Genomic DNA, 12,580 nt, shown 5'->3' with positions numbered 1-12,580 from the left:
CGTCAGACGAAGCGGTTGTGCAAACGGGCTGCCCCCGCAGCCAGCGAAGCGATATTATCGCGAATACGCGCCGACACGATATCGGCAACCTCCGGAAACTCCTCCACCAGCCGGTGGAAGAGGATGCGCGTTATCCGGATGACTTCGGAATCCTCCGCCGCGACGGCAGTGAACTTCCGTTCGCAGAGCGTGAAAAGCGCGAGTTCAGAGAGCAACGCGCCTTTGCCCGGCGTCGCCTGCAGCACGGGCTTTCCATCCCGCCCGGCTGCGAAAAGCTCGAAATGGCCCGAGGTCACTGCAAAGGCGCATTCGGCCGGTGAATGTTCCCGGAACAATGTTTGCCCGGCCGAGACACGGCGGCGTTCCGCACCGAAGGCGATGAGCCGCAGCTGGTCATCGCTGAACCCCGCGAATAACGGCACTTGCCCCAGCAGCATGATATCGTCCGTCAAGGCCATGTCGATCGTTACTCCGGAAAACCGCCTGCATCACTATAGCGGTTTTCCAATATCGGCCCTCAAAATACAAGATGTTAGAACGCCGCGCGTCTTCTCGGACGCGCGGCGTGAACTTTCAAACCTGACATGATGACCAACGCAAAGGCGCCCTTTGTCAGGGAACGATCTTGTAGCCGCCGTTTTCGGTCACCAGAATTTCGGCATTGGAGGGGTCGCGTTCGATCTTCTGGCGCAGGCGATAGACATGCGTTTCCAGCGTGTGTGTGGTCACCCCGGAATTGTAACCCCAGACCTCTTCGAGCAGGACATCGCGGGTCACCACGGTGCTGCCGGCGCGATAGAGATAGCGGATGATCGCCGCTTCCTTTTCCGTCAGCCGGATTTTCTTCCCGTCTTCGGTTGTCAGAAGCTTCTGGCTGGGCTTGAACTGATAGGGCCCAACGGTGAAAACCGCGTCCTCGCTCTGCTCATACTGACGCAATTGAGCCCGGATACGCGCCAGAAGCACGGCGAAGCGAAACGGCTTCGTCACATAGTCGTTGGCGCCCGCCTCGAGCCCGAGGATCGTATCGGAATCGGTGTCGTGCCCGGTGAGCATGATGATCGGTGCCTTGAAGCCGCCCTTGCGCAACAGCTTCACCGCTTCGCGGCCGTCCATGTCGGGAAGGCCGACATCCATGATCAGAAGATCGACCTGGGCGGTCTTGGCGGTCTGCATCGCCTGTGCGGCATTTGCACCGCTCAGGAGCGAGAATTCCTCATAGGGAGACAATTGCTCGGTCAGCGTCTCCCGAAGATCGTCGTCATCGTCCACCAGAAGGATAGTGCGAGCCGTCATTCGGATTCTCAGCCTTTCTTACTTTAATCGTCAGCCAATTCAGCGGTTTGCCGATAAAAGGTCAACCCATTGCCATCATATGATGAAGTGCTATGACTTCACGTTAAATAACCTGCAAAGCAAAATCTCGTGAAAAACATGAGCAAACGCCCCCCAGAACAACGTAAACGCGTGTCGACGCTCATGGTTCGGCCGGCTCCCCTGAAAATCAGCCGGGCCATCGTGCAATTCGGGCATCTCACCTTTCCCGCCGCCATCGGACGTAACGGCCGCACCCCCATGAAACGTGAGGGAGACGGGAAATCACCGATCTCCATCACCCGACTGCTGCACGGATTTTATCGCGGCGATCGCATTTCCGCTACTGCGACGGCATTGCCCATGCAACGGACGCAAAAATCGATGCTGTGGTGCGACGAGCCTCGCAACTCCAATTACAACAGGCTGGTCAAGGCGCCCTTTACGCCAAGCCATGAAGAAATGATGCGCAAGGACAGCCTCTACGATGTGTGTCTGGTGCTGGACTGGAACATCACCTCACGAAGCCGCAACCGCGGCTCCGCGATCTTCATGCACATGATCCGACCGGGATACGAGCCGACCGCAGGCTGCGTTGCCCTCCACCCCCGCGACATCAGGCGCATTTTGCCCCATCTGCGCAAGGGCACGAAAATCCGAATCCTGTGATGGGGATATCCAGCCAATCGGGCAACAAAAAACCCGCCATCAAGGCGGGTTTTTTTAGAGGGAAAAAGCCGGTTATTAAGCGGCTTCGTCCTGAGAATCGTCCTCTTCGACGGTCTTGCCGCGCTTGGGGCCCTTGGCAAGGTTGACTTCCACCAGGCGAACAGCCTCGGTTTCGGACATCTTGTTGACGGCGGCGATTTCGCGCGCCATGCGGTCGAGAGCGGCTTCGTAAAGCTGACGCTCGGAATAGGACTGCTCCGGCTGATTTTCCGCACGGTAGAGATCGCGCACAACTTCCGCAATCGCGATGAGATCGCCGGAATTGATCTTCGCATCATATTCCTGCGCGCGGCGCGACCACATGGTCCGCTTCACACGCGCCTTGCCCTGCACCACTTTCAGCGCCCGCTCGACAAAATCGCCTTCGGAAAGCTTGCGCATGCCGATGCTGACGGCTTTGGCGACGGGAACTTTAAGACGCATCTTGTCTTTTTCGAAATCAATGACAAAAAGCTCAAGCTTCATGCCGGCGACTTCTTGTTCCTCGATGGCAGAAATGGTACCGACACCATGAGCGGGATACACAATCGCTTCACCGGTCTTGAAACCGTGATGTGCTGGAGATTTCTTCTGCTGGGTCGTCATTCGTTCTAAAAACTCCCTGTTACATACCCGGGGATGCCGGGGTTGGGTCGGTCAGGCCCTGATGAGACGGGGGAACCGTCAGGTGACTCCGCACTGGTCCAGCCGTGCACGCAAAAACACACCTTCCCGTCTTGCGGGGTTCGATAACGTAAACGCTCGATATGTCACGGAAACCGCGTGCAAAAGAGGTGTTGCTTTCGTGGTGTTTTTGGGCACACAAATGCCACGCTGTGGATCAGTGTCGTTGGTGTACCACAAAAATAGGCGCAAATCAATAATTTGCTTCGACCGTGGCCGCAACATCACATGGCAGCCAAAGAACCGCCTAAAAATTAGCCGCAGAAATACTGTCAAAATGCTTCGTGACAGGCCCTCATGGCAAAAGAAGCAAAAAAATTTCGTTTCCAAACTGAAGAAACACGAAAGCCTCTTAAACTCTTCGTAATTCCACGCCAATATCCGATTCGACTGAAAAGGCAAAATCCGCAAATTGGCGATGCTTTTTTATATTAAAGTGTGATTTTTGGAGGAATCCACGTCAAATGGGCTACAGAAATAATCCAAAACGCGAAAAACAGATCGAAAAAGCGCGCCAGCAGGCAATTGCCGAAAATGTCCAATTTCTTGATCCAGGTATTCTTTATGGAAGGGCAAGCGCCGACGATATAGAATATTATTCCGCAGAGATGCTGGCTGCGAGCGCCGCTCACAGTTTTGAGGCGCTTTCGCGCTGGACCGGAGACGCTCCGTACATCGGCATCTCCCAGGTGGAGGGCGTTTCGCCGCGGGACATTCCGGTAACGGTCCTGACCATTATCGGCCGCAATATGCCCTTCCTTTACGATTCCGTCATGGGCGAGGTCACCAGCAGCTATCGCGGTCTTTACCTCGCCGTGCACCCGATCCTGGTGCGCGACGAAAGCGCGCAGGCGGGCTATCGTCTTGCGGAACCGGAGGATGATCCCGCTGAAAATATCAGCCTCATCCAGCTGCATATCGCGCCGCTCACGCAGCCAGCCGCCGCAACGCTTGAAGAAAGGCTGCGCTTCGTGCTGACGCAGGTCCAGTTTGCCTATCGCGACTGGCGGCCCATGCTGGCGAAACTCGACGAGGCGCTGGACGAATTGTCCAAACGCGGCTCGTCACGGCGCAAGACGGAGCGTGCGGAAGCCGTCGAATTCCTCAACTGGCTTCGCAACGACAATTTCACTTTCCTCGGCATGCGTGACTACACCTATTCCGGCAAGGGAAAGAACGCCAAGATCGAGCGCGGTGACGGCGTCGGCCTCGGCAGCCTCAGCGATCCGGATGTGCGCGTGCTGCGCCTCGGCAAGAACGCCGTGACGACGACGCCGGAAATCCTTGCCTTCCTCGACGGCCCGGATTTCCTCATCGTCACCAAGGCCAACGTGAAATCCATCGTGCACCGCCGCGCCTATATGGATTATATCGGCATCAAGCGCTTCGATGAGGACGGCAATGTCATCGGCGAACTGCGCATCGTCGGCCTCTTCACCGCCACCGCCTATACGCGCTCGGTCAAGCAGATACCCTTGCTGCGCGCCAAGGTGGCGGAAGTCGAACGACATTTCGGCTTCGACCCGAACAGCCACTCCGGCCGCATCCTGCAGAACACGCTGGAAGCCTATCCGCGCGACGATCTCTTCCAGATCGAGACCGATCTTCTGATCCGCTTCGTCGAGCAGATCATGGAACTCAGCGACCGGCCGCGCGTGCGCGTTCTTGCCCGTATCGACCGTTTCGACCGCTTCGTTTCAGCCATCATTTTCGTTCCGCGCGAGGAATATAATTCTTATGTGCGCGAGAAGATCGGCGATTATCTGAGCAGGGTCTATGACGGGCATATTTCCGCCTATTACCCCGCTTTCCCCGAAGGCGCCGTCGCCCGCGTCCACTTCATCGTCGGCCGCACGGAAGGCAAGACGCCGCGTATCGCCCAGGACAAGCTCGAAGACGCCGTCAGCGACATCGCGGCGCGCTGGATCGATCATTTCATCACCCTCTCCGAACCGGGTGCGCCGGTGCTGGAGGTCGATCAGGCCTATCAGGAAGCCTTTACCCCGGAAGAGGCGATCGGCGACATGCCGGATATTCTGGGCGCCGCGAAGGGCGAACCGGTCCGTATCGAGTTTTATCAGCAGGAAGGCCAGTCGGCGGAAACGCTTTCGCTGAAAATCTTCCACCGCGACGGTCACCTGCCGCTTTCGCGGCGCGTGCCGCTGCTCGAAAATCTCGGTTTCAACGTCATCAGCGAGCGCACCTTCGATATCGGCGTCGTTTCGGACGGCGAAAAGCGCGATATCGTGCTGCATGACATGGAACTGTCCGTCACCAAGGGAACGACGCTCGATCTGCCGCACTATGGACCGAAACTCGAAGAAGCATTCCTCGCCGCCTTCTCCGGCAAGGTGGACAATGACAACTTCAACCGCCTGATCCTCGCCTGCGGCCTTACCGTGCGCGAAGTCTCCGTGCTGCGCGCCTATGCCCGTTATCTCCGCCAGACCGGCATCGTCTATTCGCAGGAGCATATTTCCGAAACACTCTATAAATATCCGGCCATCTCCCGGAATATTTTCGCGCTGTTCAAGGCCGGCTTCGATCCGTCTGTCGATGAAAAGAAGCGGCTGAAGAAACTCGCCGAAATACACAAAACAATCGAAGCGGCCCTGAGCGGCGTTCCCAATCTCGATGAGGACCGTACCCTCAGACGTTACGTCAATGCCATCGACGCGACGTTGCGCACCAATTACTTCCAGAAAAACGCCGATGGCACACCGCGTGACATTCTTGCCTTCAAGTTCGATCCCAAACATCTGGATGGCCTGCCCGATCCACGGCCCTTCCGCGAAATCTTCGTTTATGGAACAGAGGTCGAAGGTGTGCATCTGCGATTCGGCAAGGTCGCGCGCGGCGGCCTGCGCTGGTCGGATCGCGGTCAGGACTACCGCACGGAAGTGCTCGGTCTCGTCAAGGCGCAGCAGGTCAAGAATGCGGTGATCGTTCCGGTGGGCGCCAAGGGGGGCTTCTTCCCGAAGAGCCTGCCCGCCGGCGGCTCCCGCGACGAGGTCTTCAATGCCGGCCGCGAGGCCTACAAGACCTATATCCGCACCCTGCTTTCGATCACCGACAATATCGTCGACGACGCCATCGTGCCGCCGGCCGATACGTTGAGGCTCGACGGTGACGATCCCTATTTCGTCGTCGCCGCCGACAAGGGAACGGCGACCTTCTCCGACACGGCGAATGGTCTTGCCCATGAGGCCGGCTTCTGGCTGGACGATGCCTTCGCATCGGGCGGCTCGGCCGGTTACGACCACAAGAAGATGGGCATCACCGCGCGTGGCGCCTGGGAAACGGTGAAACGCCATTTCCGGGAAATGGACACCGACATCCAGACGACCCCCTTCACTGTGGCGGGTGTGGGCGACATGTCCGGCGATGTCTTCGGCAACGGCATGCTGCTGTCGGAAAAGATCAGGCTGATTGCAGCCTTCGATCACCGCGATATCTTCATCGACCCGAGCCCCGATACCGACAGGTCCTTTACTGAGCGCAAGCGGCTTTTCGAATTGCCGCGCTCCAGCTGGCAGGATTATGACCGCTCGGCTCTCTCCGCCGGCGCAATGATCATTTCCCGCTCGGAAAAATCGGTAACGCTGACCCCGGAAGCCGTGGCCGCCATCGGCATCGACAAATCAGTCGCCACGCCCTTCGAGATCATGACCGCGATCCTGAAAGCGCCGACCGATCTCCTCTGGTTCGGCGGCATCGGCACCTACATCAAGGCGGCGGTGGAAACCAATGCCGAGGTGGGCGACAGGGCCAATGACCCCATCCGCGTCAATGCTACCGAGCTGCGCGCCAAGGTCATCGGCGAAGGCGCCAATCTCGGCATCACCCAGAAGGGTCGCATCGCCTACTCGCTTTCGGGCGGGCGCTGCAACTCAGACGCCATCGACAATTCGGCCGGTGTGAACTCCTCCGACGTCGAGGTCAACATCAAGATCGCGCTCGCCTCCGCCGTCAACAGCGGTCGCCTGACGATGCCGAAACGCAACCAGCTTCTTGCCTCCATGACGCCGGAAGTGGCGCAGCTGGTATTGCGCAATAACTACCTGCAATCGCTGGCGATCTCGCTGACGGAGCGGCTCGGCCTTTCGAACCGCGAAGAACTCGGCCGCCTGATGAATGCACTGGAGACGGCCGGACAGCTGAACCGCAAGGTCGAAACCCTGCCGAACAATGCCGAACTGAGCGAAAGATATGCCTCAGGCAAGCCGCTGACCCGGCCGGAAATCGGCGTGCTCCTCTCCTATGCCAAGCTCACCCTGTTCGACGCATTGGTGGCAAGCCCGCTTCCGGACGAGCCTTATCTGCAGCATCTTCTGGTCGATTATTTCCCGGCCAAGATGCAGAAGAACTATGCGGACGACATCAAGTCGCATCGCCTGCATCGCGAAATCGTCGCGACCGCGCTCGCCAATGCCGTCGTCAATCGCGGCGGTCCGGGCTTCGTGCAGAAACTTGCCGATGCGAGCGGCCTTCTGGCGGCCGACGTCGTCAAGGCGGCGGTGATCGTCGAGGATGGTTTCGGTCTCAAACGCCTGTGGAGCGAAGTCGACGCGCTTGACGGCAAGGTCGGGGGTGAAGTCCAGAACGGGCTTTATGCCACGATCACCCGCATCTTCTCGGATGCGAGCAGGCTTTACCTGCAAACCGGGAGCGCGGGCGCAGCCGCAGGTGACATGGCGACCGAAATCGAGCGCCTGAAAACCGCGATCAAGACGCTGTCGCCGGCAGCGGCGAAGTATCGCCGCGAACTCGGCGTCACGGAAATCGACGGTGTTCCTTCCGGTCTTCTGGAGGAACTCGATACGCTTTCCCTGCTCGTCTATGTGCCGGAGATCATGCGCATCGCCGAAAGCGCCGGCACCACGCTTGCGCGCGCCGCCGAAAGCTATGCCACCGTCTCGTCGACCTTCCGCGTCGCGCGTCTGCTGGATGCAAGCCAGCGGATCACCCCGGCGGATCATTACGAGAGCTTGGCTCTCCTGCGCAGCCAGGACCAGATCTCCTCGTCGCGACGCCGGATCGTCATCTCCGCGCTGACCGAATATGCGAGAGAAAAGGATCCGGTTCAGGCCTGGTATGCAGCGGACCGCGTGCGCGTCAACCGCATCGTCTCCGAACTCGGCGCACTCAGCGACAGCGGCGATACCAACCTTGCCCGTCTGACGGTTGCGGCCGGGCTGCTTGGCGATATCGTTCAGGCACGCTGATCGGCAGCCTTAAAGCACGCCATCCGGGTCTCCCGGATGGCGCCAGACAAGACGGATGCACCCGCATCGCGCATTTTATTTCCCGATTTTCCGATAGGACGATGAATGACTGTCCCTTCCCCAAATGCGGAAACAGTGGTTGCCAAACGCGGCATCTGGGGCTGGGTGATGTTCGACTGGGCAGCGCAGCCGTTTTTCACGGTCGTCACGACCTTCGTTTTCGGGCCCTATTTCGTCGCCCGTCTCACCGCTGATCCCATTTCGGCGCAGGCGACATGGAGCAACATGGCGACAGTGTCGTCGATCATCATCGCCCTCTTCTCCCCCATTCTCGGCTCCATCGCCGACCAGTCCGGCGCGCGCAAGCCGTGGATCGCCTTTTTTGCCGTCATCAAGATCGTAAGTCTCTTTTTCCTCTGGTTTGCCGCACCCGGTTCGCCGCTCATCCTTCCAATCGTCTGCATGATCCTCGCCTCCATCGCGGCGGAATTTTCCATCGTCTTCAACGATTCCATGATGCCGCAGCTGACCAATCCGCAAAATGTCGGACGCATTTCCAATCTCGCCTGGGGGCTCGGTTATCTCGGCGGCATGGTGGTGCTGATTGCCGTGGTGACACTTCTGGCCGCCAATCCACAGACCGGGGTGACCATCGCCGGTATCAAGCCGCTTTTCGGCCTCGATCCTGCAACCGGCGAGGATGCCAGAATAACCGGCCCACTCGCAGCGCTCTGGTATCTCATCTTCATTCTGCCGATGTTTCTTCTCACTCCCGATGCTGAAAAGGGCTTGCCCTTCACAGCCGCGATTCGCTCGGGACTGGGAGAGCTGAAGATAACGCTGCGTGAGCTGCGCTACCGCCCCATGCTGTTGCGGTTTCTGATTGCGCGCATGCTCTATCAGGATGGCGTCAATGGCGTTCTCATTCTGGGCGGTGCCTTCGCCGCCGGCATGTTCGGCTGGGCGACGATGGAAATCGGCCTCTTCGGCATCCTGCTCAATGTCGTCGCCATCGCAGGCTGCTTTGCCGCCGGGCGCGTCGACCAGAAACTCGGGTCGCGCATCACCATCCTCATCAGTCTGGTGCTTCTGCTGGTCGCCACGCTTGGCATCGTCTCCACGGAGAAAGGCTCCACCCTGTTCGGCTGGGTGCAATTATCGACGGTGGATAATGGCGGTATTTTCGCGACCGGCGCGGAGAAAGCCTATCTGCTGTATGGCGTGCTGATCGGCCTTGCCTTCGGCCCGGTTCAGGCTTCGTCGCGCTCTTATCTTGCCCGCAATATCACCGTGGCGGAGGCAGGCCGTTATTTCGGCATTTATGCGCTCTCCGGACGCGCCACCAGCTTCATGGCGACCCTGTCTTTTTCGATAGCAACCACTATAAGCGGCTCTGCCCATATCGGCATGGCGACACTCATTGTGTTTCTGGGATCCGGGTTGCTGCTGTTGCTGCGCGTGCCGGAAAGATTGGCACGCTGAAGCAGAAGCCGATGCGGTTCATCAAAACCCGGCATCGGCCCGACAGGATCAAAGCTGGTCGAGCTTTTGCTGCAATGCGCGCAACTGCGCCTTCAGCTCATCGATTTCAGATGCATTCGGCTTACGGGTTTCCTTGGGCGCCTGCGGCATTGCGAAAGGCGTGAAACCCTGCATCGCCTGCCGGAAGAGCTCCGTATTGCGGCGGATCTGCTCTTCCATCATCTGCAATGGCGCCTGAAAATTGCGGGCCAGCGAGCCATCGCCGAAAGCCTTGGCCATATGCTCCTGCATCTGGCTCTGCTGGTCGGAGAAGGTCTTCATCGAATGTTCGAGAAATGTCGGCACGACCATCTGCATCTGGTCACCGTAATAGGAGATCAATTGCCGCAGAAACGCCGTCGGCAGCAGCGTATTGCCGGTTTTGGCCTCCTGTTCGACGATGATCTGCGTCAGGACGGCATGGGTGATGTCCTCGGACGACTTGGCATCCTGAACCTTGAAGTCCTCACCGCGCTTGACCATCTGCGCGAGATCATCGAGCGTCACATAGGTGCTGGTGCCGGTATTGTAGAGCCGCCGGTTGGCGTATTTTTTAATGATTGTTTCGCCGTCGTGTTTCGCCATGCCCGCCTCCTCGCGATGATGGTATTTTCTTGTTTTTTGGTGTTCTTGCTCTTCCCGGCGCAAAGTGTATGCGCAAAACAAGCCCTCTGACAAATGTTTTGTGCATCGCAACAGTTTGTTTTTTGCGCAGCAATTTTCCGCAAGATTTCAGCGTGATTTAGCAACATCTTTTAAAGCAACTTTCGGCATTTGACTTGTATTGAAAGCTTTGCCAGTCTCCGCCCGCAAGTGAGGAGAAAACTGATGACCCTGCCTTCAATCGTGATTGCCAGCGCCGCGCGTACAGCCGTCGGCTCTTTCAATGGCCACTTCGCCAATACGCCAGCCCACGAACTCGGTGCGACCGTCATCAGTGCCGTGCTGGAGCGCGCCGGTGTGGCGGCGAGCGAAATCGATGAAGTCATTCTCGGTCAGGTCCTGACGGCAGGCGAGGGGCAGAACCCGGCGCGGCAAGCTGCCATGAAAGCCGGCATTCCACAGGAAGCAACCGCCTTCGGCCTCAATCAACTCTGCGGCTCCGGCCTGCGCGCCGTGGCCCTTGGCATGCAGCAGATCGTCACCGGCGACGCGAACATTGTCATTGCCGGCGGCCAGGAATCCATGTCCATGGCACCCCACTGCGCCCATTTGCGTGGCGGCGTGAAAATGGGCGATTTCAAGATGATCGACACCATGCTGAAAGACGGCCTCACCGACGCCTTTTATGGCTATCACATGGGCATCACCGCTGAAAACATCGCCCGCCAATGGCAGCTTTCCCGCGATGAGCAGGACCAGTTTGCCGTCGCATCGCAGAACAAGGCTGAAGCCGCGCAAAGCGCCGGCCGTTTCGCCGACGAGATCGTGGCCTTCACGGTAAAAGGCCGCAAGGCCGATATCGTCATCGACACCGATGAACATATCCGCGCCGGCGCCTCGCTGGAAACCATGGCCAAGCTGCGCCCCGCCTTCGACAAGGAAGGCACAGTCACGGCCGGCAACGCCTCCGGGCTGAATGACGGTGCCGCCGCCACACTTTTGATGTCGGAACAGGAAGCAGGAAAGCGCGGTATCAGGCCGCTCGCCCGTATCGCCTCCTGGGCGACGGCGGGCGTCGATCCGCAGATCATGGGCACCGGTCCCATTCCCGCCTCCCGCAAGGCGCTGGCCAAGGCCGGCTGGTCGATCGGCGATATCGGGCTTGTGGAAGCCAATGAAGCCTTCGCAGCCCAGTCCTGCGCGGTTGTGCGCGAACTTGGCCTCGATCCTGATATCGTCAACGTCAATGGCGGGGCGATTGCCATCGGCCATCCGATCGGCGCCTCCGGCGCGCGCGTCCTCAACACCCTCATTTTCGAGATGCGCCGCCGCAACGTGTCGAAGGGTCTCGCAACGCTCTGCATCGGCGGCGGCATGGGTGTCGCCATGTGCATCGAAGCACTCTGAACCGCTACGCAACTTGCCAAAAAGCAATTCCGGTTCGGTGCGCAATAGGGTAGAAGCGGCCTCCCATTGGCCGCATTTCTGTGGCCGGTGAGCACGACAAACAAGTTCTGCAAGACAGAGAAGCATCCTCGCATGTGCAGGCGCTTCGATCACAGGTCATGGAGGCCGATATGAGCCGGGTTGCTTTGATTTCCGGCGGGACGAGCGGCATAGGCGCCGCAATCGCCCGCGCCCTCCAGGCGGCCGGCTACCGGGTGGCCGTCAATTACGCCTTCACGACAGACAGGGCGGAAGCATTCCGGAAAGAAACCGGCATCCCGGCTTTTCAATGGGACGTGCGCGACTATGACGCCTGCGTCAATGGCATAGCCCAAGTGGAAGAGACCTTCGGTCCCGTCGAGGTGCTCGTCAACAATGCCGGCATCACCCGCGACGCGATGTTCCACAAGATGTCGCCGCAGCAATGGCGCGAGGTGATCGACACCAACCTCACCGGCGTGTTCAACATGACGCATCCCGTCTGGCCGGGCATGCGTGATCGCGGTTTCGGCCGCATCGTCAATATCTCCTCCATCAATGGCCAGAAGGGACAGGCAGGGCAGGCCAATTATTCCGCCTCTAAAGCCGGCGATATCGGCTTCACCAAAGCGCTCGCCCAGGAAGGCGCCAGCCGCAACATCACCGTCAACGCCATCTGCCCGGGCTATATCGGCACGGAGATGGTAAGAGCGATCCCGGAGAAGGTCTTGGCCGAACGGATCGTGCCGCAGATTCCCGTCGGACGATTGGGTGAACCGGAAGAAATCGCGCGCTGCGTTCTGTTTCTGGTTTCCGATGAGGCCGGTTTCATCACCGGCTCGACCATGACGGCCAATGGTGGCCAATATTTCGCCTGACGCCGCCCATCCCTGCCCTCTTGGTCGCCTGAGCTCAGTAAACTTTTCGTGATGTCGCCTTCGATATTTTTGCTGCGCACAAAAACTTGAAGATAAAACACTGGAAAAGCAGGAAGCCTAAACCAATGAAAACACGATAGTTTTTGTATAGTTTAGAATGAGTCTAGAAAATCCAGAGCGCCTTGCCGAGAGGTTTTTCTTGACATTTGCTGTCCTGTTTTG

9 protein-coding genes are annotated in these 12,580 nt (G+C 58.6%); 5 read left to right on the top strand and 4 right to left on the bottom strand.

Features of this window, described 5'->3' with window-relative positions; all coding sequences use genetic code 11:
• Positions 1-2: 2 nt before the first annotated feature.
• Together ACIQUH_RS18000 and ACIQUH_RS17995 are read right to left on the bottom strand one after the other, a co-directional pair.
• Positions 3-458, bottom strand: a complete 456-nt coding sequence (locus tag ACIQUH_RS18000) for a cyclic nucleotide-binding domain-containing protein (RefSeq protein ID WP_400817459.1) — start codon at positions 456-458, stop codon at positions 3-5.
• 154 nt (positions 459-612) lie between these two features.
• Positions 613-1,296 carry a response regulator transcription factor gene (locus ACIQUH_RS17995; protein WP_003505216.1) on the bottom strand — a complete coding sequence of 228 codons (684 nt, stop codon included), beginning with the start codon at positions 1,294-1,296 and terminating at the stop codon, positions 613-615.
• 183 nt (positions 1,297-1,479) lie between these two features.
• Between ACIQUH_RS17995 and ACIQUH_RS17990 the strand changes: the two genes are divergently transcribed.
• Positions 1,480-1,983, top strand: a complete 504-nt coding sequence (locus tag ACIQUH_RS17990) for a L,D-transpeptidase (RefSeq protein ID WP_400817525.1) — start codon at positions 1,480-1,482, stop codon at positions 1,981-1,983.
• Between the two features lie 75 nt (positions 1,984-2,058).
• On the opposite strand, the gene ACIQUH_RS17985 is transcribed toward ACIQUH_RS17990, so the two are convergent.
• Positions 2,059-2,628: a CarD family transcriptional regulator gene (locus tag ACIQUH_RS17985; protein WP_003505223.1), complete on the bottom strand. Its 570-nt coding sequence runs from the start codon at positions 2,626-2,628 to the stop codon at positions 2,059-2,061.
• 542 nt (positions 2,629-3,170) lie between these two features.
• On the opposite strand from ACIQUH_RS17985, the gene ACIQUH_RS17980 reads away from it, so the two are divergent.
• Complete coding sequence (locus ACIQUH_RS17980) at positions 3,171-7,931, top strand: NAD-glutamate dehydrogenase (RefSeq protein WP_400817456.1); 4,761 nt, start codon at positions 3,171-3,173, stop codon at positions 7,929-7,931.
• 105 nt (positions 7,932-8,036) lie between these two features.
• Positions 8,037-9,413, top strand: coding sequence for an MFS transporter (locus ACIQUH_RS17975; protein ID WP_400817454.1), 1,377 nt, complete (start codon positions 8,037-8,039; stop codon positions 9,411-9,413).
• Between the two features lie 48 nt (positions 9,414-9,461).
• On the opposite strand, the gene phaR is transcribed toward ACIQUH_RS17975, so the two are convergent.
• Positions 9,462-10,037, bottom strand: a complete 576-nt coding sequence (phaR, locus tag ACIQUH_RS17970; RefSeq protein ID WP_003520279.1) for a polyhydroxyalkanoate synthesis repressor PhaR — start codon at positions 10,035-10,037, stop codon at positions 9,462-9,464.
• Positions 10,038-10,280: 243 nt separating this feature from the next.
• On the opposite strand from phaR, the gene ACIQUH_RS17965 reads away from it, so the two are divergent.
• On the top strand, positions 10,281-11,462 hold the full coding sequence (locus ACIQUH_RS17965) for an acetyl-CoA C-acetyltransferase (protein ID WP_400817452.1): 1,182 nt from the start codon (positions 10,281-10,283) through the stop codon (positions 11,460-11,462).
• A gap of 170 nt (positions 11,463-11,632) precedes the next feature.
• Entirely contained in the window at positions 11,633-12,358 is a 726-nt protein-coding gene (gene phbB / locus ACIQUH_RS17960) for an acetoacetyl-CoA reductase (RefSeq protein WP_400817449.1), read from the top strand.
• Positions 12,359-12,580 lie beyond the last annotated feature (222 nt).

The sequence above is a fragment of the Agrobacterium sp. NPDC090283 genome, assembly GCF_044769685.1.
In the GTDB taxonomy this organism is placed as follows: Bacteria; Pseudomonadota; Alphaproteobacteria; order Rhizobiales; family Rhizobiaceae; genus Agrobacterium.
Note: the sequence above shows the minus strand (reverse complement) of the source record. Positions and strands in the feature narration are given on the sequence as shown.

Bases quoted from the DNA above. Each gene is read 5' to 3' on its own strand.
- phaR (WP_003520279.1), bottom strand. From the start codon at position 10,037: ATGGCGAAACACGACGGCGAAACAATCATTAAAAAATACGCCAACCGG.
- ACIQUH_RS17985 (WP_003505223.1), bottom strand. From the start codon at position 2,628: ATGACGACCCAGCAGAAGAAATCTCCAGCACATCACGGTTTCAAGACC.
- ACIQUH_RS18000 (WP_400817459.1), bottom strand. From the start codon at position 458: ATGGCCTTGACGGACGATATCATGCTGCTGGGGCAAGTGCCGTTATTC.
- ACIQUH_RS17990 (WP_400817525.1), top strand. From the start codon at position 1,480: ATGGTTCGGCCGGCTCCCCTGAAAATCAGCCGGGCCATCGTGCAATTC.
- phbB (WP_400817449.1), top strand. From the start codon at position 11,633: ATGAGCCGGGTTGCTTTGATTTCCGGCGGGACGAGCGGCATAGGCGCC.
- ACIQUH_RS17965 (WP_400817452.1), top strand. From the start codon at position 10,281: ATGACCCTGCCTTCAATCGTGATTGCCAGCGCCGCGCGTACAGCCGTC.
- ACIQUH_RS17995 (WP_003505216.1), bottom strand. From the start codon at position 1,296: ATGACGGCTCGCACTATCCTTCTGGTGGACGATGACGACGATCTTCGG.
- ACIQUH_RS17975 (WP_400817454.1), top strand. From the start codon at position 8,037: ATGACTGTCCCTTCCCCAAATGCGGAAACAGTGGTTGCCAAACGCGGC.
- ACIQUH_RS17980 (WP_400817456.1), top strand. From the start codon at position 3,171: ATGGGCTACAGAAATAATCCAAAACGCGAAAAACAGATCGAAAAAGCG.